General features: G+C 67.8%; 23 protein-coding genes and 4 tRNA genes. 14 read left to right on the forward strand and 13 right to left on the reverse strand.

The features are described 5' to 3' along the window. Positions 1-166: 166 nt before the first annotated feature. Both C1926_RS13215 and ispG read right to left on the reverse strand, forming a co-directional pair. Positions 167-916, reverse strand: a complete 750-nt coding sequence (locus tag C1926_RS13215) for a phosphatase PAP2 family protein (RefSeq protein WP_108759490.1) — start codon at positions 914-916, stop codon at positions 167-169. Continuing rightward, complete coding sequence (gene ispG / locus C1926_RS13220; RefSeq protein WP_079221491.1) at positions 897-2,162, reverse strand: flavodoxin-dependent (E)-4-hydroxy-3-methylbut-2-enyl-diphosphate synthase; 1,266 nt, start codon at positions 2,160-2,162, stop codon at positions 897-899. Before ispG ends, C1926_RS13215 begins: the two co-directional genes overlap by 20 nt. 114 nt (positions 2,163-2,276) lie before the next feature. Here ispG and C1926_RS13225 point away from each other — a divergent pair, with 114 nt between their 5' ends. After that, on the forward strand, positions 2,277-3,503 hold the full coding sequence (locus C1926_RS13225) for an ATP-binding protein (RefSeq protein ID WP_108759491.1): 1,227 nt from the start codon (positions 2,277-2,279) through the stop codon (positions 3,501-3,503). Then, positions 3,500-4,063 carry a response regulator transcription factor gene (locus C1926_RS13230; RefSeq protein ID WP_005409063.1) on the forward strand — a complete coding sequence of 188 codons (564 nt, stop codon included), beginning with the start codon at positions 3,500-3,502 and terminating at the stop codon, positions 4,061-4,063. The genes C1926_RS13225 and C1926_RS13230 overlap by 4 nt, the downstream gene beginning before the upstream one ends. Before the next feature lie 109 nt (positions 4,064-4,172). Here C1926_RS13230 and pgi read toward each other — a convergent pair whose 3' ends face one another. From pgi to pcnB, 6 genes are all read right to left on the reverse strand, one after another. Continuing rightward, on the reverse strand, positions 4,173-5,687 hold the full coding sequence (gene pgi / locus C1926_RS13235; RefSeq protein ID WP_108759492.1) for a glucose-6-phosphate isomerase: 1,515 nt from the start codon (positions 5,685-5,687) through the stop codon (positions 4,173-4,175). After that, positions 5,684-6,064, reverse strand: a complete 381-nt coding sequence (gene panD / locus C1926_RS13240) for an aspartate 1-decarboxylase (protein ID WP_006432456.1) — start codon at positions 6,062-6,064, stop codon at positions 5,684-5,686. The genes pgi and panD overlap by 4 nt, the downstream gene beginning before the upstream one ends. A gap of 159 nt (positions 6,065-6,223) precedes the next feature. Continuing rightward, positions 6,224-7,063, reverse strand: a complete 840-nt coding sequence (gene panC / locus C1926_RS13245; protein WP_108759493.1) for a pantoate--beta-alanine ligase — start codon at positions 7,061-7,063, stop codon at positions 6,224-6,226. Beyond that, entirely contained in the window at positions 7,060-7,875 is an 816-nt protein-coding gene (panB, locus tag C1926_RS13250) for a 3-methyl-2-oxobutanoate hydroxymethyltransferase (RefSeq protein WP_108759494.1), read from the reverse strand. Before panB ends, panC begins: the two co-directional genes overlap by 4 nt. A gap of 34 nt (positions 7,876-7,909) precedes the next feature. After that, entirely contained in the window at positions 7,910-8,395 is a 486-nt protein-coding gene (gene folK, locus C1926_RS13255; protein WP_108759495.1) for a 2-amino-4-hydroxy-6-hydroxymethyldihydropteridine diphosphokinase, read from the reverse strand. A gap of 3 nt (positions 8,396-8,398) precedes the next feature. Then, positions 8,399-9,775, reverse strand: a complete 1,377-nt coding sequence (gene pcnB, locus C1926_RS13260; protein WP_108759496.1) for a polynucleotide adenylyltransferase PcnB — start codon at positions 9,773-9,775, stop codon at positions 8,399-8,401. A 49-nt stretch (positions 9,776-9,824) separates the two neighbouring features. Between pcnB and C1926_RS13265 the strand changes: the two genes are divergently transcribed. Then, positions 9,825-9,899: transfer RNA gene (locus C1926_RS13265), tRNA-Glu, on the forward strand. A 445-nt stretch (positions 9,900-10,344) separates the two neighbouring features. Here C1926_RS13265 and C1926_RS13270 read toward each other — a convergent pair. From C1926_RS13270 to xylB, 3 genes are read right to left on the reverse strand one after another with little or no spacing between them, the layout of a single operon-like run. Continuing rightward, positions 10,345-11,769: a sugar porter family MFS transporter gene (locus C1926_RS13270; protein ID WP_079221484.1), complete on the reverse strand. Its 1,425-nt coding sequence runs from the start codon at positions 11,767-11,769 to the stop codon at positions 10,345-10,347. A gap of 32 nt (positions 11,770-11,801) precedes the next feature. Continuing rightward, entirely contained in the window at positions 11,802-13,142 is a 1,341-nt protein-coding gene (gene xylA, locus C1926_RS13275) for a xylose isomerase (protein ID WP_108759497.1), read from the reverse strand. A gap of 23 nt (positions 13,143-13,165) precedes the next feature. Beyond that, positions 13,166-14,659, reverse strand: coding sequence for a xylulokinase (gene xylB / locus C1926_RS13280; RefSeq protein WP_108759498.1), 1,494 nt, complete (start codon positions 14,657-14,659; stop codon positions 13,166-13,168). A 246-nt stretch (positions 14,660-14,905) separates the two neighbouring features. On the opposite strand from xylB, the gene fdxA reads away from it, so the two are divergent. After that, positions 14,906-15,229, forward strand: coding sequence for a ferredoxin FdxA (fdxA, locus tag C1926_RS13285; RefSeq protein ID WP_079221482.1), 324 nt, complete (start codon positions 14,906-14,908; stop codon positions 15,227-15,229). Between the two features lie 131 nt (positions 15,230-15,360). Here fdxA and C1926_RS13290 read toward each other — a convergent pair whose 3' ends face one another. Then, positions 15,361-15,876: a hypothetical protein gene (locus C1926_RS13290; RefSeq protein WP_079221481.1), complete on the reverse strand. Its 516-nt coding sequence runs from the start codon at positions 15,874-15,876 to the stop codon at positions 15,361-15,363. A 32-nt stretch (positions 15,877-15,908) separates the two neighbouring features. Beyond that, positions 15,909-16,802 carry a 4-hydroxy-tetrahydrodipicolinate synthase gene (dapA, locus tag C1926_RS13295; protein ID WP_108759499.1) on the reverse strand — a complete coding sequence of 298 codons (894 nt, stop codon included), beginning with the start codon at positions 16,800-16,802 and terminating at the stop codon, positions 15,909-15,911. A gap of 163 nt (positions 16,803-16,965) precedes the next feature. On the opposite strand from dapA, the gene C1926_RS13300 reads away from it, so the two are divergent. The 10 genes from C1926_RS13300 to C1926_RS13345 all read left to right on the forward strand — a co-directional run bounded on the left by C1926_RS13300 (position 16,966) and on the right by C1926_RS13345 (position 22,889). Next, positions 16,966-17,526, forward strand: coding sequence for a glycine cleavage system protein R (locus tag C1926_RS13300; protein WP_108746462.1), 561 nt, complete (start codon positions 16,966-16,968; stop codon positions 17,524-17,526). Between the two features lie 91 nt (positions 17,527-17,617). Next, positions 17,618-18,097 carry a peroxiredoxin gene (locus tag C1926_RS13305; protein ID WP_108759500.1) on the forward strand — a complete coding sequence of 160 codons (480 nt, stop codon included), beginning with the start codon at positions 17,618-17,620 and terminating at the stop codon, positions 18,095-18,097. 84 nt (positions 18,098-18,181) lie between these two features. After that, on the forward strand, positions 18,182-19,582 hold the full coding sequence (locus C1926_RS13310; RefSeq protein WP_079221478.1) for a PhoH family protein: 1,401 nt from the start codon (positions 18,182-18,184) through the stop codon (positions 19,580-19,582). Further along, a complete protein-coding gene (locus C1926_RS13315; RefSeq protein ID WP_108759501.1) occupies positions 19,579-20,088 on the forward strand; it encodes a hypothetical protein in 510 nt (169 codons plus the stop codon). The genes C1926_RS13310 and C1926_RS13315 overlap by 4 nt, the downstream gene beginning before the upstream one ends. Positions 20,089-20,097: 9 nt before the next feature. Continuing rightward, a complete protein-coding gene (locus C1926_RS13320) occupies positions 20,098-20,766 on the forward strand; it encodes a YoaK family protein (RefSeq protein WP_079221476.1) in 669 nt (222 codons plus the stop codon). Positions 20,767-20,832: 66 nt separating this feature from the next. Next, positions 20,833-21,642: a bifunctional hydroxymethylpyrimidine kinase/phosphomethylpyrimidine kinase gene (gene thiD / locus C1926_RS13325; RefSeq protein ID WP_108759502.1), complete on the forward strand. Its 810-nt coding sequence runs from the start codon at positions 20,833-20,835 to the stop codon at positions 21,640-21,642. Further along, entirely contained in the window at positions 21,639-22,565 is a 927-nt protein-coding gene (locus tag C1926_RS13330) for an alpha/beta fold hydrolase (RefSeq protein WP_108759503.1), read from the forward strand. The genes thiD and C1926_RS13330 overlap by 4 nt, the downstream gene beginning before the upstream one ends. Then, positions 22,556-22,632 (forward strand) — tRNA-Arg (locus C1926_RS13335). Before C1926_RS13330 ends, C1926_RS13335 begins: the two co-directional genes overlap by 10 nt. 71 nt (positions 22,633-22,703) lie before the next feature. Next, positions 22,704-22,780 (forward strand) — tRNA-Arg (locus C1926_RS13340). Positions 22,781-22,812: 32 nt separating this feature from the next. Further along, a tRNA-Arg gene (locus tag C1926_RS13345) sits at positions 22,813-22,889 on the forward strand. Positions 22,890-22,955 lie beyond the last annotated feature (66 nt).

Below are 22,955 nucleotides of genomic sequence, written 5' to 3' on the forward strand. Positions count from 1 at the left end.
ACGCTAGGCAGGGCATCCGACCATCGCAAGCACGACGACTGCGCAAAAACGGCGTTCTGCCTTGCGCATCACATTCTTCGCACATCGATGTAGCCCCCTGTCCCACAGAACCCGTTACAACGAAACAACCTGCTCTTTCATGGACGTCCCCGGAGGGGCATCCACGTCACTCCCCTGTTGCGATCGCTTCGCTGGCCGCTGCTGGCGGCGAACCGCGGTGTCGCCAGGGTTGCCGGCGACTGAACATGACCAGATAGCACCCTACCACCCAAACCAGCGCCGCACACCATCCGGCGAGGATATCGGAGGGGTAATGCACCCCCAGGTAGACCCGGGAAAGGCTGACCAGCAGGCTGAACAGCGGCGCCAGCACCAGCACCGGCCAGCGCCAGCGGGTGTTCCAGGCCAGCAGCACCACGGTCGCCGCCAGGGTCATGGTGCCCATCGCATGGCCACTGGGGAAGCTGAACGTCGATTCGGGGGCGATCGATTCCCACAGGCTTGGGCGGTCACGCTGGAAGAACTGCTTGCTGCCCATGTTCAGCAGCGCCGAGCCGACGAAGCACACCGCCACGAAGGTCGCCTCGCGCCATCGCCGCCGCCACAGCAGCGCACCGACGATCAGCACGTCGGCCGGGATCAGGAACCACTCGTAACCCAGTTTCGACAGCAGCACGAAGCACCGGTCCAGCCACGGCGAATGCAACCCGTGCATCTGCCACAGCAGCGGGGCATCGAAATGGAACGACTCGAACTCGTGCACCTCGTCGGCCAGGGCGACGAAGCCGGCCAGCGGCAGCAGCACACCGGCAAACAGCAGCACCAGGCGCCACGCGTTGCGCCCCATCCAGTGTCGGAAGCCGGACGCCGGTTCCGGCGCGGCCAGGATCGCCGGCTTACCCGGCGATCCGGACATACTTCTGTTCGACGTATTCGTCGATGAGGGCAACGAATTCCTGGGCGATGTTGTCGCCGCGCAGGGTCACCTTCTTCTCGCCATCGACAAACACCGGCGCGGCCGGCGTTTCGCCGGTACCCGGCAGGGAAATGCCGATGTTGGCGTGGCGCGACTCGCCCGGCCCGTTGACGATGCAGCCCATCACCGCCAGGGTCATGTTCTCCGCACCAGGGTGCTGCACCTTCCAGACCGGCATCTTCTCGCGGACGTGGTTCTGCACGACCTTGGCCAGTTCCTGGAAGAACTCGGACGTGGTGCGGCCGCAGCCCGGGCAGGCGGTGACCAGCGGAGTAAACGCGCGCTGGCCGGTGGTCTGCAGCAGTTCCTGGGCGACGATCACTTCCTGCGTTCGCGACTGGCCCGGCTCAGGGGTCAGCGAAATGCGGATGGTGTCGCCGATGCCTTCCTGCAGCAGCACGCTCAGCGCTGCCGCCGAGGCGACGATGCCCTTGCTGCCGATGCCGGCTTCGGTCAGGCCCAGGTGCAGGGCGAAATCCGAACGCTGGGCCAGATCGCGGTAGACCGCGATCAGTTCCTGCACGCCGCTGACCTTGGCCGAGAGGATGATGCGATCGCGCGGCAGGCCGATCTCCACCGCCTGCTCGGCCGAATCCAGCGCAGAACGGATCAGCGCCTCGCGCAGCACGCGGCCGGCGTCCCAGGGCTGTTCGCGATGGTTGTTCTCGTCCATCAGCTTCGCCGCCAGGGCCTGGTCCAGCGAGCCCCAGTTGGCGCCGATGCGCACCGGCTTGTTGTAGCGGATGGCGAACTCGATCAGCTGGGCGAACTGCAGGTCCTTCTTCTTGCCGAAGCCGACGTTGCCCGGGTTGATGCGGTACTTGGCCAGCGCCTCGGCACAGGCCGGCTCGGCCGTCAGCAGCTGATGGCCGTTGTAGTGGAAGTCGCCGATCAGCGGTACGTCGATGCCCATCATCGCCAGCTTGTCGACGATGCGCGGAATGGCTGCAGCCGCTTCCACGGTGTTGACGGTCAGGCGCACCATTTCCGAACCGGCCCGCCACAACTCGGCCACCTGCTTCACGCTGGAGGCCACGTCGGAGGTGTCGGTGTTGGTCATCGACTGCACCACCACGGGCTTGCCGCCACCTACGGTGACCCCGCCGATCTGGACGGCATGGGTCTGGCGACGGGACCAGGCGGTGGCATCGGAGGGTTGGGTCGGGCGGGTGACGGCGTCGTGCATGGGCGCATTCTACCGCCCGGCCCTGCATTCCGGGCGATTGCCATTCAGCCATCGGCACGTCTGCGGCCGATTGTCGCAGGCAGGTTGCCCGGTGAACGCATACGATGGTCGGGAATGACCGGTCCCGACGCCCCCTTCCTACGCACCCTCTGCAGCCTGCGCTGGCTGGCCGTCGCCGGCCAGGCCGCGACGATCCTGGTCGCCACGTGGGTGCTGGGCCTGCCGCTGCCGCAGCTGCCGCTGTGGGCGGGCGTGGCCGTGCTGGCCGTGTTCAACCTGTATACGCAGCTGCGCCCGGAGCCGGATGACACCGCGCCACTGACTGCCTTCGGCCATATCCTGGTCGATGTGATCATCCTGACCTGGATGGTCGGCTGGAGCGGCGGCATCGCCAACCCGTTCGGCTCGCTGTTCCTGATCCTGATCGCGCTGGCCGCCTTCGCCCTGCCCCTGCGCTGGGCGCTGGCCGTGGCCACCGCCTGCCTGCTCGGCTACGCCGCCAGCGGCCTGTTCGGGCAGCCGCTGCCGACCGGCTACTTCCATACGGTGGACCTCAACCGCTGGGGCGTTGTGGCCAACTTCCTGCTGTCGGCGGCGGTGGTGCTGACCTTCTCCACCCGCTTGGCGATGGCCCTGCGCGTGCGCGAACTGGAACTTTCGGCGCTGCGCGAGCGGTTTGCCCGCAATGAAGGCATCGTCGCCCTGGCCACGCACGCCGCCTCGGTGGCGCACGAACTTAACACCCCGCTGGCGACCATGACCCTGCTGGCCGACGACGTGGCCGAGCGCAGCGAGGAGCCGGAAGTGCGCGAGGACATGGAAACCCTGCGCGAACTGCTGGTGCAATGCCGCGAACGCGTGCTGGCGCTGGCTGCGCCGGCCACCACCGATGGCCCGGGCCGCAGCCACTCCAGCGCCCAGCAGGTGCTGGAACAATGGCGGCTGGTGCGCCCGACCATCGACCTGCACCGCAACGACGACGCGCCGCTGCGCCTGCCACTCGATCCCGGCGTGGGCCACCTGCTGATGGTGCTGCTGAACAATGCTGCCGACGCCGGCGAACAGGCCGGCCGGCCACGCGTGGATCTGGAACTGCGCATCGACGGCGAGGACCTGATCGGCGAAGTACGCGACTACGGCCACGGCTTCAATGCGCGCGCCGCGGTGCTGCCGGGCAAGCTGTTCGGCAGCAGCAAGAGTGAAGGCATGGGCGTGGGCCTGGCCCTGTCCCATGCCACCATCGAACGCCTGCACGGCGAGATGTGGATGCGCCCGGCGCAAGGCGCCGGCAGCCGCGTCGGCTTCCGCCTGCCCCTGGCTCCCTACGAGGAAACCCCATGAGCGCCTCAACCCTCGGCCTGCTGGTCGACGACGACGAACTGTACCTGCGCACCCTGCAGCGCAGCCTGGCCCGCAAGGGGCTGGAAACGCAGACGGCGCAGGATGCCGCCAGCGCGCTGGCGCTGGCCCGCCAGCACCCGCCGGCGTTCGCGTTGATCGATCTGAAACTGGGCAGCGATTCGGGCCTGGCGCTGATCCAGCCGCTGCGCGCCCTGCGCGCGGATATGCGGATCCTGCTGGTCACCGGCTACGCCAGCATCGCCACTGCGGTGGAGGCGATCAAGCTGGGTGCGGATGATTACCTGCCGAAGCCGGCCACGGTGCCGATGATCCTGCGCGCACTGGGCGAGGAAGATGACGGCCCGGCCGATGACGGCGAAATGGAAGTGCCCGACGCGATGACGCCGATCAGCCGCCTGCAGTGGGAACACATCCAGCAGGCGATGCACGAGACCGGCGGAAATGTGTCGGCCGCTGCGCGCCTGCTGGGCATGCACCGGCGTTCGCTGCAGCGCAAGCTGGCCAAGCGGCCGAGCCCGGAACGCGACCCGAGCAGGTAAGACGCCGCTGCGCTCGCCGGGCATGGCCCGGCGCTACCGAATTGTAGAGTCGAGCCATGCTCGACTCCACGCACAATGCAGTCGAGCATGGCTCGACTCTACAGATACCTCAGCGCTTCAGCTGCGCCAGGATCTCGCGGGTCATCGGATCGGCAATCGCCACGTCTTCGCCCTGCAGTGCCGGCAGCAGGCCGCTGGCCAGCTGCTTGCCCAGCTCGACGCCGAACTGGTCGAAGGCGTTGATGTTCCAGATGACCGACTGCACGTACACGGCGTGTTCGTACATGGCAATCAGGGCGCCCAGCGCCTGCGGAGTCAGTGCATCCAGCAGGATCAGCGTGCTCGGGCGGCCGCCCGGGTAATCACGGTGCGGGTCGTCGCTGGCCTGGCCGTTGGCCAGCGCCTCGGTCTGCGCCAGCAGGTTGGCCAGCAGCGCCTGGTGGTTGACCGTGTACGGATCATCGTTGTGCACGCAGCCGATGAAATCGGCCGGGATGATGCTGGTGCCCTGGTGCAGCGCCTGGAAGAAGCTGTGCTGCACATCGGTGCCCGCCCCGCCCCACCACACCGGCACGGTGTCGGTGGTGACCGGCTGGCCATCGCGCTGCACGCGCTTGCCCAGGCTTTCCATCACCAGCTGCTGCAGGTAGGCCGGCAGCAGCGCCAGGCGCTGGTCGTAGGTCATCACCGCGTGCGTGGCATGGCCCAGCACGTTGCGGTTCCAGATGTCGGTCAGGCCGTGCAGCACCGGCAGGTTGCGCTCCAGCGGCGCGTCCAGCGCGTGCGCATCCATCTGCGCGGCGCCGTCCAGCAGCTGCTCGAAACGCTCGAAGCCGATTGCCAGCGCGATCGGGAAACCAACGGCCGACCACAGCGAATAGCGGCCCCCGACCCAGTCCCACATCGGCAGCACGCGATCGGCGGCGATGGCGAAGGCCTTGGCCGCGCGCTCGGGGTTGGCACTGACCGCGTACAGGCGATCGCTGCCACCCAGCCAGTCGTGCAGGATCTGCCCGTTGAGCAGGGTTTCCTGGGTACCAAAGGTCTTGGAAATGAGGATGCCAGCGGTCTTTGCCGGATCCAGCGTGGCCAGCGTGCGCTGCATGGCGGCGCCGTCCACGTTCGACACGAAATGCACGCGCAGGCGTGCACCGCTGACCGGGCGCAGCGCATCGGCCACCAGGCGCGGGCCCAGATCGGAACCGCCGATGCCGACGCTGACCACGTCGGTCACGCCGCTGTCTTCCAGCGCGCGGACCAGCACGCCCATGCGCTGGCGGATTTCGCGCGCGGTGGCATAAGCCTCGGCCGCCACCGGCGCATCGACCACATCGCCGCGCAGCGCGGTGTGCAGTGCGGCGCGGCCTTCGGTCAGGTTGACCTGCTCGCCACGGAACAGGCGGGTGATGGCACCGCCGACATCACGGTCGGCGGCCAGTGCCAGCAACGCCTGCAGCGCCGCGGCATCGTACTTCTGCCGGGCAAAATTGACGTACAACGGACCGACCCGCAGCGCCAGGTCCTGCACGCGACCGGGTTCGGCGGCGAGGAGGCTGGGGATGCTTGCGCCCTTCAGGCGCTGGGCGTGGGAATGCAGCGAGTCGAATCCGTTGTTCGTTGTCATGCGGCCTGGGTCGGGATCGTGTCGTTGGTGTGGGTGATCTGGTTGTTGCCGTCCACGTACACCAGCTTCGGCTTGAAGCTGTCGGCTTCCTGCTCGGTCATGCTGGCAAACGCCGCGATGATGATGATGTCACCGACCTGCACGTGGCGTGCAGCGCCACCGTTGAGCGACACCACGCCGCTGCCGGCTTCGGCACGGATGGCGTAGGTCGAGAAGCGCGCACCGTTGGTCACGTCCCAGATGTGCACCTGCTCGAACTCGCGGATGCCCGTGGCAGCCAGCAGGTTGTCGTCGATGGCGATCGAGCCTTCGTAGTTCAGCTCGGAATGGGTGACGGTGGCGCGGTGGATCTTGGTCTTCAGCAGGGACAGATGCATGGCACGGCACAACGCAAAGGAAAGCGGGGATTCTAGCACCCGCGCAGCGCGGGGCATCACGGCCGGCAACCCGTTCAGGTAGGCGATGAAACCGTGGTCAGATCCCTTTTCCCTTGGAAAAGCGATCTGACCCCATGCATCGCCCGGCGCGGGCGGAACTCAGAATTCCAGGTTGTCGATCAACCGGGTGCTGCCCAGGCGGGCGGCGATCAGCGCCACCCGGCCACCGCCGTCGAAGGTCGGCTCGGCCAGCTCGGGGGTGCGCAGCACCGCGTAGTCGACCTGGAAGCCGGCGGCCTGCAGCGCGGCTGTGGCATCAGCCTCGATCTGCGCGCGCGCCTGCCCGGCCACGTAACCTTCGCGCATGCCCAGCAGGGTGCGGTGGAGGGTGGTCGCCAGCGGGCGCTGGGCCGCGTCCAGGTACTGGTTGCGCGAGCTCTTGGCCAGGCCATCGTCGTCACGCACGATCTCGGCACCGACGATCTGGATCGGGAACGACAGCTCGGCCACCATCTGCTTGATCACGGCCAGCTGCTGGTAATCCTTGCGGCCGAACACGGCCACGTCCGGCTGCACCTGCAGGAACAGGCGTGCCACCACCGTGCAGACGCCATCGAAGTGCCCCGGGCGGCTGGCGCCCTCCAGCACTTCACTCACGCCCGGGGCGTGCATCTGCGTGGTCTTGTCCACGCCCAGCGGGTACATCGCCTCTACGCTGGGCAGCCATACGGCATCGCAGCCGACCTGCTCCAGCCCGGCCACGTCGGCCTCGGGCGTGCGCGGGTAGCGGCTGAAGTCCTCGTTCGGCCCGAACTGGGTCGGGTTGACGAAGATGCTGGCCACTACCTTGTCGGCATACTGGCGCGCCAGGCTCACCAGCGAATGGTGGCCGCCGTGCAGGTTGCCCATGGTCGGCACCAGTGCCACGCGCAGGCCCTGCTGCTTCCACTGCGCAATCTGTTCGCGCAGCGCACCGAGCTCGTTGAAGGTCTGGATCATTGGGCGTAGGCGTGCTGTTCGTCGGGGAAGCTGCCGTCGCGCACGGCGTCGGCGTAGGCGCGGGTGGCACCGGCCACCGAGCCGCCTTCGGCCAGGAAGTCCTTGACGAACTTCGGACGCCGGTGGCCGCTGTCCAGGCCGATGAAATCGTGCAGCACCAGCACTTGGCCATCGCAGTGCGGGCCGGCACCGATACCGATGGTCGGCACGTCGACGGCGGCGGTCACTTCCGCGGCCACCGGGGTCGGCATGCATTCGAGGACGATCAGCGCTGCACCCGCCGCGGCCACGGCCTTGGCGTCTTCCACCAGCTGGCGCGCGGCATCGCCACGGCCCTGGATCTTGAAGCCGCCCAGGCGCAGCACCGACTGCGGGGTCAGGCCCAGGTGCGAGCAGACCGGAATCTCGCGCTCGACCAGGTAGCGCACGATGTCGACCTTGAAGCCGGCACCTTCGATCTTGACCATCTCCGCACCGGCCTGCAGCAGCTGCAGCGAAGCGTCCAGCGCGCGTTCCGGGGTGGCGTCGGCGCCGAACGGCAGGTCCGCCACCAGCAGCGCACGCTGCAGCACGCGGGATACCGCGCGGGTGTGATAGACCATGTCGGCCACCGTCACCGGCAGGGTCGAATCATGGCCCTGCACGACCATGCCCAGCGAATCGCCGATCAGGATCAGGTCCACGCCGTTGGCGTCGAAAGTACGGGCGAAGCCAGCGTCGTAGGCGGTCAACATGACCAGCTTCTGGCCATTGCGCTTGGCCTCGGCCAGGGCGGGAACGGTCCAGGGCTTGCTGTCTGCGTGGGTGCTCATGTGCTGATAACCGGGGGAGATAACCCGGTCATTATCACCCTATCGGCGCGATCCCGCAGGCATCGACCCGCACCACTGCATCCTGCACGCGTCCATGGCCGGGAATCACCAGTTCCGGTGCGATTTCGGCCAGCGGCACCAGCACGAAGGCGCGCTCGTGCAGGTACGGATGCGGCACCTGCAGGCCGGGCTCGTCCAGCACCTGCGCGCCGTACAGCAGCAGGTCCAGGTCCAGCGCGCGCGGGCCCCAGTGCACGGCAGGGTCGCGCACGCGTCCGAACTGCTGCTCCAGCGCCAGCATCGCCTGCAGCAGATCGCCGGCGGCCAGGGTGGTCTCGACCGCAGCCACCGCGTTGACGAACGGTGGCTGGTCTTCATTGCCCCAGGCCGGCGTGGCGTACAGGCGCGACGCCTGGCGCAGCTGCGTGCCGGGCAGCCCATCCAGCGCGGCGATGGCCGCGCGGACGGTGCTGGCCGCGTCACCCAGGTTGGCCCCCAGGCCGATCCAGGCAAGGGTCATGGCTTACTCGGCAGCGCCGCCGGCAGCACCGGTGCGACGACGACGGCGGCGACGCTTGCGCGGTGCCCCACCCTCCTCATCGCCACCGTCGGTGTGCATGGCATCCAGCGAGGATTCCAGCTCATGCCCGGACTGCGCCTGTGCCTCGCGCCAGAACGCCACGTCGGCTTCGTGCTCGGCCGAGGCGACCTGGCGCAGGGCCAGGAAATCGAAGGCGGCGCGGAAGCGCGGGTGGGTGAGCGTGCGGAACACGCGCTTGCGCTGGCGCGAGCTGAAGCGCGCCTGCAGCAGCCAGATCTCCTGCATCGGCAGCGAGAAGCGGCGCGGCAGGGCGATGGTGCTCAGCTGCTGCACGGTGACCCGGTCGGCGGCGCGACGCTGCGCTTCTTCCGGGGCCACGCCCTGCTTGAGCAGGCTGGCCTGGGCGCGGCAGTAGGCCGGCCACAGCAGCAGCGCGAACAGGAACGCCGGCGAGACGGGTTCGTCGTTGGCCACGCGTGCATCGGTATTGGCCAGGCCTTCCACCAGCATGCGGCGCAGCGCGCCGGTGCGGTTGGACTTCAGTGCCTTGCCGCTTTCCGGGAACAGCACGTCGAACAGGCCGTAGCGTTCCAGGCCTTCGAAGCTGGCCACGCCGTGCCCGGACAGGAACAGCTTGAGCACTTCCTCGAACAGGCGCGCCGGGGCGGCCTCGTTGAGCAGGTTGGCCAGGTGCGGGATCGGTGCGGCGGTGCCTTCTTCGATCTGGAAACCGAGCTTGGCCGCCAGGCGCACCGCACGCAGCATGCGCACGGGGTCTTCCTGGTAGCGCTGCACCGGGTCGCCGATGAGCTTCATCAGGCGTGCCTGCACGTCCTCGAAGCCGCCGGTGTAATCACGCACCGAGAAATCCTCGATGGCGTAGTACAGGGCGTTGCAGGTGAAGTCGCGGCGGACGGCATCGTCTTCGATGGTGCCGTACACGTTGTCGCGCACGAGCATGCCGTTTTCCATTTCGCGGTCGCCGCTGCCGTCATCGCTGTTGGCGCGGAAGGTGGCGACTTCGATGATCTCGCGGCCGAAGACCACGTGGGCCAGGCGGAAACGGCGGCCGATCAGGCGGCAGTTGCGGAACAGCTGCTTGACCTGTTCGGGCGTGGCGTCGGTGGCCACGTCGAAATCCTTGGGTTGGCCATTGACCAGCAGGTCGCGCACCGCGCCACCGACAAGGTAGGCGCCGAAGCCGGCATCGCGCAGGCGGTACAGCACGCGCAAAGCATTGGGGCTGATGTCCTTGCGGGAGATCGTGTGCTGGTCGCGCGGGATGACGCGCAGGCTGAACGGTGATGGAGCAGAGGAAATGATGTTGGCGCTTCCGGTTGAAGTTTCGGGATTGCCCAATGGCATCGAGGTGCATATACTAGCGCTCCTGCCCCGGCAGCGACACACTGCTCCCTTCGTCTAGTGGTTAGGACGTGGCCCTCTCAAGGCTAAAACAGGGGTTCGAGTCCCCTAGGGAGCACCAGTCGCCGCAGCAGGAACCGAAAAAGCCCGCCTTTGTGCGGGCTTTTCCGTTTTCCGGGTTCACTACTGCGGGCGCTCGGTCGCTGTGGCGCCTCCCTGTTATCGGCATGAGCCGGTGGGGTCACCCAGGCCAGGACACGCCGTTAACCCATCCATGGGGGCTCGTAGGCGCCATCCATGGCGCCTGCGGTCCTGGCCTGGGTGACCCCACCGTCTCCGGACAGTTGATCGCGCACTGCGGCAGCCATCGGCAAGCAGCCCGCAGCTGCCGCACACACCATGAAACTGTCAGGAGGGGGCAGGCCGCCCTCTCCAGGACCGTTGGCGCCATGGATGGCGCCATCGAGCACCATGGAGGGGATTTTGCGTGTCCTGGAGAGGGCGGCCTGCCCCCTCCCCCACGTAACAGGGAGGCGCGAACGGATCGCCTCCGAAGCCGAAGCGCGTCAGCCTTCCATCTGCTCCAGTTCCTTGCCCTTGGTCTCGCGGACGTAGCGGACCACGAAGAAGATCGAGAGGAAGGCTGCCACGGTGTAGATGCCGTACGCACCGGCCAGGCCGATGCCGGCCAGCAGCATCGGGAAGGTGACGGTGATGGCGAAGTTGGACGTCCACTGCGCCGCGCCGGCCACCGCCAGCGCCGAGCCGCGGATCTGGTTCGGGAACATCTCGCCCAGCATCACCCACATCACCGGGCCCCACGACATGTTGAAGAAGACCACGTAGACGTTGGCGGCCACCAGCGCCAGCCGGCCCATGCCGTCGGACAGCTGCAGCCTGCCATCCACCAGGCTGCCGCTGGCAAAGGCCACCACCATCAGCGCCAGCGCAACGGCCATGCCCACCGAGCCGACCCACAGCAGCGGCTTGCGGCCGATGCGGTCGATCAGCAGCACCGTCACCAGGCAGGCACCGATGCTGAGCGCGCCGGACAGCACGTTGATCAGCAGCGCATCGTTTTCCGAGAAGCCCACCGCCTGCCACAGCACCGCGCCGTAGTAGAACACCACGTTGATGCCCACCAGCTGCTGCAGCACCGCCAGGCCGATACCCACCCAGACGATGCTGCGCAGGCGGCCGGTGGCCTTGTCCTTCAGGTCGGCAAAGCTCGGCCGGTGCTGGTCCTGGGCCAGGCTGCCCTCGATCTCGCTGCGCTTGGTCCGTGCCTCGTCCGCACCGTACAGCTTCACCAGCACCGCCTCGGCCTGCGCCTGGCGCCCCTTGGCCACCAGGAAGCGCGGGCTTTCCGGGATGGCCAGCAGCAGCACCAGGAACAGCAGCGACGGAATCGCCTGCATCCAGAACATCCAGCGCCACGCCTCCTGCCCCAGCCACAGCACCTCGGTGGAGGCACCGGCGGCGCGCGCCAGCAGGAAATTGCTGAGGAACGCCGCGAACAGGCCGCTGATGATGGCCATCTGCTGCACCGTGGCCAGCTTGCCGCGGTAGCGCGCCGAGGCCACTTCGGCGATGTAGGCCGGCGACATCACGCTGGCCGCGCCCACCGCGAAGCCGCCGACCATGCGCGCGGCCACGAACAGCCACGAGGCATGCGCCGCGCCCGCGCCCAGCGCCGACAGCAGGAACAGCACCGCCGAAATGATCAGCACGCTGCGCCGGCCCAGCAGGTCGCCCAGGCGCCCGGCCACGAATGCACCGATCGCGCAGCCCAGCAGCATCGACGCCACCTCGAAGCCCAGCGCGGCCTCGCTGGAATTGAACGCCTGGCGCAGGCCGTCGACCGTACCGTTGATCACGCCGCTGTCGAAGCCGAACAGGAAGCCCCCCAGGGTGGCCACGCAGCTGATCAGGACGATGAAGGCGGTGTTTTCGCCGCGCGTGCCGGCGTTTGCAGGAATCGCTGTGGACATTGGGTCTTCCGCGAAAGGGGTGGGCCTGCCGCTCAGCGCAGCAGGTACTGGTTCAGCAGGTTCTCATAGGCTTCCTGCCGGCCGCTACGCTGGCGCGGTTCGCCGGCCTGATGGGCATGCGCACAGAGGTCGTCCAGGCTGAGCTGGCCGGCGGCGAAGGCCTGCCCCGGGCCGTGGTCGAAGCTGGCATAGCGCTCGCGCCGCCACGTCTCCAGCGGCGAGGCCTGCAGCAGCGCATGGGCCACTTCCAGGCCGCGGGCGAAGGCATCCATGCCGCCGATATGGGCCAGGAACAGATCCTGCGGGTCGCTCGACTCGCGGCGCACCTTGGCATCGAAGTTCAGGCCGCCATGGCCCAGCCCGCCCTGCCGCAGCACCACCAGCATGGCGCCGGTGGCGTCGTACAGGTCGGTCGGGAACTGGTCGGTGTCCCAGCCGTTCTGCGGGTTGCCGCGGTTGGCGTCGATGCTGCCCAGCAGCCCGGCATCGGCAGCCACCTGCAGGTCGTGGGCGAAGGTATGCCCGGACAGGGTGGCGTGGTTGGCCTCGATGTTCAGCTTGAAATCGCCGTCCAGGCCGTGCTCGCGCAGGAAGCCGACCACGGTGGCGCTGTCGAAGTCGTACTGGTGGTGCATCGGCTCCATCGGCTTGGGCTCGATCAGGAAGGTGCCCTGGAAGCCGATGCTGCGGCCATGGTCGCGGGCCGCCGCAAGGAACCGCGCCAGATGCGCCTGCTCGCGCTTCATGTCGGTGTTGAGCAGGCAGGCATAGCCTTCGCGACCGCCCCAGAACACGTAGTTGCTGCCACCCAGCGCCACGGTGGCATCCAGCGCCGCACGCACCTGCACCGCCGCGCGCGCGACCACGGCGAAGTCCGGGTTGGTGGCCGCACCATTCATGTAGCGCGGGTGCGAGAACAGGTTGGCCGTGCCCCACAGCAGCTGCATGCCGGTCTGCTGCTGGCGCTGGCCGGCCAGCTCGACCATGTGCGCGAGGTTGGCGCGGTATTCGCCGATGTCGTCCGCATCCGGCGCCAGGTCCACGTCATGGAAGCACCAGTACGGCACGCCCAGCTTGGTGAAGAACTCGAAGGCCGCATCGCAGCGTGCCTCGGCACGGGCCAGCGCGGTAGCGCCGTGGTCCCACGGGTAAGCACGGGTGCCCGGCCCGAACGGGTCCTGGCCGGCGCCGCAGAAGCTGTGCCAGTAGGCCACGGCGAAGCGCAGGTGCTCGGCCATGCTGCGCCCGCCGATCTGCTTCTGTGCGTCGTAGACCTTGAAGGCCAGGGGATTGTCGGAATCGCGGCCCTCGAAGGGGATGCGGCCGATGCCGGGGAAGTACTCACGCTGACCAACATGGAACGGGGTTGCCATGGACGATGCTTCCTTCTTCGGGATCAGGGCAGGCGCTGCTGGAACAGCGGCGTCAACGCCTGCAGGTGGTGGACGAAACGCTGGTAGCCGGCCTCGTAGGCGGCGGCGCGCGTGGGATCGGGCTGGGCGGCCAGGGCGGCGTCGAACTGCAGGTGCTCATCAACCAGATCGGCCAGCGCCCGGCCCTGCCCTTCGCACAGCCACAGCGCCTGCAGCGCGGCACCGAAGGCTGCACCTTCGGCCTGCACCGGCACGACCACCGGCAGCTGGAACAGGTCGGCGATCAGCTGGCGCCACGCCGGGCTGTTGGCGCCACCGCCGGTCAGCACCAGGCGTTGCCCATGCAGGCCACCTTCGACCAGCGCGTCATGGCCCAGCCGCAGGCTGTAGCTGGCGCCCTCCATCGCGGCGCGGTAGAGGTTGGCCGGGGTCAGGTTGTGCAGGTCCAGCCCATGCAGGGCGCCGCGCGCCAGCGGCAGGTCTGGGCTGCGCTCGCCATTGAAGTACGGCAGCATCACCAGCCCATCGGCACCCGGCGCGCTCTGTGCCAGCAGGTCTTCGCACTGCGCGGGCGACTGGCCCAGCAGCGCGGCGACCTGGCCGGTGGCGATCGTGCAGTTCATCGTGCAGATCAACGGCAGCCAGCCACCGTCGGAAGCGCAGAACGCGGCCCAGCGCCCTTGCGCATCGACGCAGGGCGTGGCGCTCCAGGCGAACAACGTGCCGGAGGTACCCAGGCTCATGCTCAGCCGCCCCTCGCGCACCGCACCGGTGCCGATCGCCGCCATCATGTTGTCGCCACCACCGACCGCCACGCGGGTGCCGGGAGGCAGCCCCAGCAGTGCGGCGACCGCCGGCAGCAGCGTGTAGCCCTGCTCCGGGCCGACCAGCGGCGGCAGCAGCGCCGCCAGGTCACGCCGCTCGTCGGTGGCGGCCAGCATCGCCGGCGACCAGTCGCGCCGGCGCACATCCAGCCAGCCCGTGCCGGAGGCGTCACCGGCCTCCATGAAGCGCTGTCCGGTCAGCCACAGGTTCAGGTAGTCGTGCGGCAGGGCGATGCCGTCCAGGGCCGCATCCACCTCGGGCCGGTGCTGGCGGGTCCAGCGCAGTTTGGATGCGGTGTAGCCCACCCGCAGGTCGTTGCCCGCCTCGGCAATGCACGCTGCCGCCCCGCCCAGGGTGGCGGTGATGTCCTCGCATTCGGCGCTGGTGCTGGTGTCGCACCAGAGCTTGACCGGGCCCAGCGCGCGGTTGTCGCGCCCCAGCGGGACGAAGCCGTGCTGCTGGCCGGACACCGCCAGCCCTCGCACCCGTGCCCGCACCGGCCCTGGCAGGGCCTGGATCGCCTCGACCAGCGCCTTTACCCAGTCGGCGGCGTTCTGCTCGCGGCCACCGTCGGCTGTCGCCGACAGCTCCAGCGGCCGGGCCTGCTGCGCCAGCACCGCGCGCGCCGCCGCGTCGTAGGCGATCACCTTCACGCTCTGCGTGCCGGCGTCGATGCCCAGATACACGCTCATGCCCTGCCCATCCCTGCGATCCGCACCGCTTCACCGCCCGTTGTCCACCGATGGACAACGAGTCTGCCGGGGGCTTCCCCGGCTTGGCAATGTGCAGTGCCGCAAAGTGCCGCTACGCGGTGGCCGCACACCCTCGCCACCTGTGCAGAATCGTCAGCGCGCAGGCCGCTGGTGCGTCCAACGGCAGCGCGCGCGTTCAACCTGTTCTAGAATTGTCCGCTTGAAGACGGATCTGCCTCCCCCCTTATGCCCTTTGTCGTCACCGAAAACTGCATCAAGTGCAAACACACCGATTGCGTGGAAGTGTGCCCCGTGGACTGCTTCCACGAAGGCCCGAACTTCCTGGTGATCGACCCGGACGAGTGCATCGACTGCACCCTCTGTGAGCCGGAGTGCCCGGTCAACGCGATCTTCCCGGAGGACGATGTCCCAGCCGGCCAGGAAGTGTTCGTGGGCCTCAACGCCGAGCTCGCCAAGGAGTGGCCGGTGCTGACCGTGCGCAAGGATCCGCCCGCCGATGCCGGCGAGTGGGACGGCAAGCCGGACAAGCTGCCGCTGCTGGAGCGCTGACAAGCGCCTGTTGCGGCAACGAAAAAGGGCGCCTTGCGGCGCCCTTTTTTGTGGGTCGATGCCAACCAAGGTTGGCGTCTACCAGAGCGAAAGGTAGCGCCGGGCCATGCCCGGCGGAACCTCGACCGCGCTTACTGCGCCAGCTTCGCCTTCAGTGCGGCAATCAGCTTCACCGGGGCTTCGGCGGTGGCCGGCAGGCCACGCGGGTCGACCGCGGAGATGTAGGCACCGGCATCGACGGCGACCACGCGGACCAGGAAGTTGCTGCCTTCATAGGCCACGTCATACGAACCCAGCAGCTGCGCACGGCTGGCGATGGTCAGGCCTTCCACGCCTTCCAGCGCAGTGCCGACCTTGCCGAAGGCCTCTTCCTTGCTGCCCGGGATGGTGAAACCGCTGTTGCCAGCGGCCGGGGCGGCGGCGGCCGGAGCGGCCGGCTTGGTGGCCGAGCTCAGCGCCGGCACCTGGTTGCCACCGGCACCGGCCGGGACGTTCAGATCCGGCGGCACTTCCAGCGGGCGCATTTCGGGCGCCAGGGCGTAATCACCCTTGGCGCCACGCTTGAAGCAACCGGTGGTGCCGGCAGCGACGGCGATGGCAAGCAGGGCGTAGGACAGCACGCGGACAGTGGAAACGGATTGACGCATGTGGATCTCCTGGATCAGGCCACGACAACAGGTCAGTGGCTGGAAAGGGCTTCAAGGGCGGCGATGTCGCCGGCGAGATGGTCGGCCGCGGGCTGGTGTGCGGCCGAGAGCGGCAGCAGCGGCAGGCGCAGGTCATGGCCGATGCCGATGCGGCGCAGCAGCGCCTTGACCGGGATCGGGTTGGGTTCGACACCGCAGAAATCATGGAACGGCTGCAGGCGCGCATCCCAGGATTCAGTGGCGTCATGTTCGTGGGCGGCAGCCAGCGCGCACATGCGACGGTAGGCACCGGGCAGCACGTTGGAACCGACCGAGATCAGCCCGGCCATGCCGGCCTGGATCGAGCGGGCGGCGGTGCCGTCATCGCCACTGAGCACGGCGAACTCCGGACCCGCCAGGGCCAGCAGGGCCTGCACGCGCCCCATGTCGCCCACCGCTTCCTTGATGGCGACGATGTTCGGGTGGCTGGCGAGCTCGGCCACGGTGTCCGGCTGCATGTCGCAGCCGGTGCGGCCGGGCACGTTGTACAGCACCACCGGCAGGCCGCCCTGGTCGGCCACGGCGCGGTAATGCGCGATCAGGCCGGCCTGGGTGGGCCGCACGTACGGCGGGGTCACCACCAGGGCGTGGGTGGCGCCGAGCGCGGCGGCGCGGCGGGTCTGTTCAATGGTCTTGGCGGTACCGGACAGGCCGGTGCCGGCCAGGACCGGGACGCGGCCGGCGATGCGCTCGACGGCGCTGGCCAGCAGCTGGTCGTACTCCGCATCGGACAGGGTGGCTGCTTCGCCGGTCGAGCCGGCAACGACGACGCCCTGGACGCCGCCCTCCAGCTGCAGGTGCAGCAGGCGCTGCCAACCGTCGGGGTCGAGGGAGCCGTCGGCCCGGAACGGGGTCGCCAGCGCGGTGATGAGGCCGGAAAGGGACAAGGACGTGCTGCTCTTGGCTGGGGAGGGAAAACGCCCGCCACGACAGGCCGGGGGCACCTGAATGTTACTTGCGGCGCGAAAGCACGGGCAAGTATGCTGGACACCGGTGGATTCCCGCCCCCGGCGGGCATTCAGACTCACCCATGCATTACCCGGAATCGCCTTGACCGACACCACCCCGCGCCCCGCGCCGAGCGAAAACCACCTCCTGATCAACGCCTACACGACGCATCCGGAGTCCCCCCTGCTGTCCGTCACCCGCCGCATTGCCGACAGTGGCTGCAATCTGGTGGACGCTCGGCTGGCCACGGTCGGCCGCGATGTCTCGGTCACCGCCCTGGCCACCGGCTCCTGGGATTCAGTCGCCAAGCTGGAAGCGATGCTGACCCGGCTTGAGCGCGAGGAAGGCCTGAAGCTGGTCTGGTACCGCACCGAGGCCAAGCAGGCGCAGTCCAACCTGCTGCCGTACATCGTCGAAGTGATCGCCGCCGACAAGCCGGGCATCCTGTTCCAGCTGGCCGATTTCTTCGACCGCCAGGGCATCACCATCGAGAGCCTGCAGAGCACGCGTTACCGCGCCATGCAGACTGGTGCTGAAATGTTCAGCGCGCAGGTCACCATCGGCGTGCCGGCCAACATGCACATCGCCGCGCTGCGCGACGATTTCCTCGAATTCTGCGACCACCTGAACCTGGACGCGATCATGGACCCGATGAAATTCTGACCGGGCGTGCGGATTTTCGCGCGCCTCTCACGGGCGCGTGGCGTTTCATGCAATTGTCGTAGAAACAACCCAGGCTCGACAGAAGGACCTCATGAACAACGGCGATACCCTGGACAGCACCACCCTTTCCCTCCCGCTGGCACTGTCCGGCGGTGACCAGACCACCCTCGGCGATTACGCAGGCCAGTGGCTGGTGCTGTACTTCTACCCCAAGGACAGCACCCCCGGCTGCACCACCGAAGGCATCGACTTCAACGCGCTGCTGCCGGAATTCAAGAAGGCCGGCGCGGTCGTGCTCGGCGTCTCCCGCGACTCGATGAAGTCGCACGACAACTTCTGCGCCAAGCAGGGCTTCAATTTCCCGCTGGTCAGCGATGCCGACGAAGCGCTGTGCACCGCCTTCGACGTCATCAAGATGAAGAACATGTACGGCAAGCAGGTACGTGGCATCGAACGCAGCACCTTCCTGATTTCTCCCGACAGCCAACTCGTGCAGTCCTGGCGCAAGGTCAAGGTCGCCGGCCATGCCGACGCCGTGCTTGCCGAACTGAAGGCCGCCCAATCCAAGTGAGTTCCAACGCCCACTGTGTCCGCCACCACCCTGCCCTGCAGCAGGTCGTGGTGGTTTTTCCCTGTCCGTAACCAGGAAATGACGATGACCCGAGGCAAGCGCATCTACGTGCTGGATACCAACGTGCTGATGCACGATCCCACCGCGCTGTTCAAGTTCGAGGAACATGACGTCTACCTGCCCATGCAGGTGATCGAGGAGCTGGACAACGGCAAGAAGGGCACCTCCGAAGCGAGCCGCAACGCCCGCCAGGTAAGCCGCTTCCTCAATGAGCTGGTGCAGGAATCGGGCCTGGACAACCTGGCCGACGGCATTCCGCTGGAGCGCCCCAACGGCCTGCAGCTGCGCGGCAAGCAGAGCGCCGGCAAGCTGCGCTTCCAGACCAGCCATTTCGATGCGGGCAAGAGCTTCGGCAAGGTCATCCCGGACAACGCCATCCTCGGCGCGATCCTGGCGCTGAAGGAAGAAACCCCCGACCTGCCGGTGGTGTTCGTTTCCAAGGACATCAACCTGCGGATCAAGGCCGCCATCGCCGGCATCGTGTCCGAGGACTACGAGAACGACCGCGCGCTGGATGATTTCAGCCTGCTCTACACCGGCGCCACCGAGCTGCCGGAAGACTTCTGGAAGCGCCACGGCGAGGACCTGCGCAGCTGGAGCGACAAGGGCCGCACGCATTACGAGATCCTCGCGCAGGATGGCGAGGAGTGGTACCCGAACCAGTACGTCTACCTGCCCGGCGAAGACGAGGTCGAACTGCGCGTGAGTCGCGTGGTCGGCGATGGCAAGGTGGTGCTGTCGCTGGTCGATGATTTCCGCCACGGCAGCCACGCCGTGTGGGGTATCAGCGCGCGCAACCGCGAGCAGAACTTCGCGCTCAACGCACTGATGGACCCGGAGATCGACTTCGTCACCCTGCTCGGCACCGCCGGCACCGGCAAGACCCTGCTGGCGCTGGCCGCCGGCCTGGCGCAGACGATGGACCAGCAGCGTTACCGCGAGATCATCATGACCCGCGCCACGGTCAGCGTGGGCGAGGACATCGGCTTCCTGCCCGGCACCGAGGAAGAAAAGATGACGCCGTGGATGGGCGCGCTGACCGACAACCTGGAAGTGCTCACCCACAACCAGGAAGGCGGCACCTGGGGCCGCCAGGCCACCAACGACCTGCTGGCCAGCCGCATCAAGATCCGCTCGATGAACTTCATGCGCGGGCGCACCTTCCTGTCGCGCTACCTGATCCTGGATGAAGCGCAGAACCTCACCCCGAAGCAGATGAAGACGCTGATCACCCGTGCCGGCCCCGGCACCAAGATCGTCTGCCTGGGCAACGTCGAGCAGATCGACACCCCGTACCTGACCGAAACCACCTCGGGCCTGACCTACGCGGTGGACCGCTTCAAGAACTGGCCGCATAGTGCGCACATCACCCTGCGCCGCGGCGAACGTTCGCGCCTGGCCGATTACGCTTCGGAGGTGTTGTGAACCGTTGCACCCGCCTGCTGCTGCCCACGGCTGCGATCACCCTCGCAGCCGCACTGGCCGCCTGCACCACCACGCGCGGCCCGGCCAGCGTGCCGACCGCCGAGCGTACCGGCCAATCGTGGGTGGTGACCCGCCCCGGCATCGCCGCGCAGGTGCTGGACACCTGCTCGCGCACCAGCCCCGGCCGCGAGGCCGGGCGGGTAAGCGGCTACTGGGCACCCAGCCGGCAGCAGGTGGACCAGATGGAAGCCAAGCTGTCCTCGCTGGAAGCCCAGGTGCCGCGCGTACTGGATTTCGACCGCCAGTACGTGGGCATCGAAAGCGGTGGCCAGCAGCTGATCTACATCAACGCTTTCCACCTGCCTGAAGGCGCCGGCAGCAACCCCGCCCGCGAAGCGATCCGCGTCTGCGATGGCGGCCGGCAGTTCTGGGGTGCGGTGTTCGATCCGGCCACCGGCACCTTCAGCGACCTGCAGTTCAACGGCGGCAAAGTGCCGTCGCCCTGAGGCGGCGGCATGGGAATACGCCTGCCCACCTGGGTCTGGATCGGCGCGGTGGCGCTGTCCAGCGTGGCCGGCATGGTCAACGTGGTGGGCTTCCTGGGCTTCGAGCACCAGGCGGTGAGCCACATGACCGGCAGCACGAGCCAGCTGGGCATGGCCATCGCCCAGGGTGACTGGCGCGCGGTCGGTCACCTGTGGGGCCTGCTGATCGCGTTCTCGCTGGGCGCGATGCTCAGCGGCCTGCTGATCCAGGACAACACGCTGCAGCTGGGCCGGCGCTACGGCGTGGCCCTGGCGATCGAATCGGCGCTGCTGCTGGTGGCCATTCCGCTGTTCGAACAGCAGCAGATCTGGGGTGCGCTGGCCGCTGCCATGGCGTGCGGCCTGCAGAACGCGATGGCCACCACCTTCAGCGGCGCCGTGGTGCGCACCACCCATCTGAGCGGCATGTTCACCGATCTCGGCATCGGCCTGGGCCACCTGCTGCGCGGCCTGCCGCTGCAGGTCCGCCGGCTGACCCTGAGCGGGCTGATCATCAGCGGCTTCCTCGGCGGCGGCATTCTCGGTGCCTGGTTGTTCATGCATTTCCGCTACGACGCCCTGCTCGCCCCCGCCCTGCTGACCGGGCTGACCGGTATCGTCTATGTGCTCTACCAGCAGTGGGCACGCTGGCGGCATTGAACCGGGGGGGCATCCACGCATGGCGTGGATCTACTTTCACAGGCGGGACCACGGCACAATCGAGGCATGAGCCCGACCACTCCCGCTTCCGCCCTCACCATCGCCGGTTCCGATTCCGGCGGTGGCGCCGGCATCCAGGCCGACCTGAAAGCCTTCGCCGCGCATCGCGTACACGGCCTGTCCGCCATCGCTGCGCTGACTGCACAGAACACCCGCGGCGTGACGGCCGTGCACGTGCCGCCGGTCGCCTTCCTGCGCGCGCAGCTCGATGCCTGCTTCGATGATTTCGACATCCACGCGGTGAAGCTCGGCATGCTGGCCAATGCGGATGTGATCCACACCGTCGCCGACGTGCTTGAACAACGCCGCCCGGCACACGTGGTGCTCGATCCGGTGATGGTCGCCACCAGCGGCGCGCGCCTGCTGGAAGACAGCGCGCTGCAGGCCATGCGCGAACGCCTGATACCGCTGGCCACGCTGATCACGCCCAACACCCCCGAAGCCGAACTGCTGGTCGGCCGCAGCATCAGCAACGCCGACCAGGCCGAACAGGCTGCCGCCGCCCTGCTGGACATGGGTGCCGGCGCCGTCCTGCTGAAGGGGGGCCACCTGCACGAAGGCAACCGGGTGATCGACCGCTACTTCGACGGCGTCAGCAGCGAGGAATTCATCCACGCACGGCTGCCGCTGGATGCACACGGCACCGGCTGCACGCTGGCCTCGGCCATCGCCGCACAGCTGTGCAACGGGCTCAGCCTGGCCAACGCCTGCGAAGCCGGCATCGACTACGTGGCACGCGGCCTGCAGCAGGGGTACGCACCCGGCCGCAGCGAGGTGCTCGTGCTGGACCACTTCGGCGCGGCACCGCACGCATGAGCGATACGCCGCGCACGATCGCCGTGGAAAGCGGCGATGGCCACCGTTACGAAATCATCGCCTGCGTGCCGCCACGGCCACTGGCCCGCCTGCTGTGGCTGCCGGCACTGGGCGTGGCCGCACGCCACTACCTGCCGCTGGCGCAGGCACTGGCCACACGCGGCATCGCCGTCTACCTGCATGAGTGGCGCGGCAACGGCAGCAGCTCCCTGCGCCCTTCGCGCACGGCGGACTGGGGTTATCGCGAAATCCTCGAACAGGATCTGCCGGCCAGCCAGGCCGTGCTGGGCCGCGAAGACGAAGCAGAGGCCGCGCTGCCATGGATCATCGGCGGGCACAGCCTGGGCGGGCAACTGGCCTGCCTGCATGCGGGCCGCACTGCGGATCGATTCCAGCGCCTGTGGCTGGCGGCCAGCGGCACGCCGTTCTGGCGCGTGTTCCCGCCGCCGCGCGGCTGGCTGCTGCCGCTGTTCTACCGCTTCCTGCCGTGGATCGCGCGCCGCCAGGGGGTACTGCACGGCCGCCGCCTCGGCTTTGGCGGCACCGAAGCACGCGGGCTGATCGCCGACTGGGCGCGCGTGGGCCTGAACAACCATTACGCCGCCGTCGGCATGCATGAAGACCTCGATGCACAACTGGCACGCATCCATGGCAGCGCGCAGGCAGTACTGATGGCCGATGACTGGTTCGCGCCCCTCGGGTCGATGCAGGCGCTGCTGGCGAAGCTGCCGAATGTGGCCTCACGCGTGCGCGTGCTTTCCGCGCAGGAACTGGGTACGCGTGCGGATCACTTCGCCTGGATGAAGGCGCCGGAGGCCGTGGCTGAGCACTTTTTCATTCAGTTGAATGAAAATTTTCACAAAAGCGTTGACGGCAGCCGCCGACATCCGCATAATTCCGCTCCTGTCGCAGGGCGCCCGTAGCTCAGTTGGATAGAGTACCTGGCTACGAACCAGGCGGTCGGGAGTTCGAATCTCTCCGGGCGCACCACTCGACAGGCTTCCAGCATCCGCCGCTGGAAGATGCAGTAAAATGTAGTAACAAAATTGATTGTGTACCGCGCGCCCGTAGCTCAGTTGGATAGAGTACCTGGCTACGAACCAGGCGGTCGGGAGTTCGAATCTCTCCGGGCGCACCACACACGATCAACACAACAAGTTTATGTAATTGGCGCCCGTAGCTCAGTTGGATAGAGTACCTGGCTACGAACCAGGCGGTCGGGAGTTCGAATCTCTCCGGGCGCACCATTACACCGAAACAGCAGGCTCCGGCCTGCTGTTTTTTTTGTGTTTTCGGCAGGGCTGCGCCCTGCA

The sequence above is a fragment of the Stenotrophomonas sp. ZAC14A_NAIMI4_1 genome, assembly GCF_003086915.1.
GTDB lineage: Bacteria > Pseudomonadota > Gammaproteobacteria > Xanthomonadales > Xanthomonadaceae > Stenotrophomonas.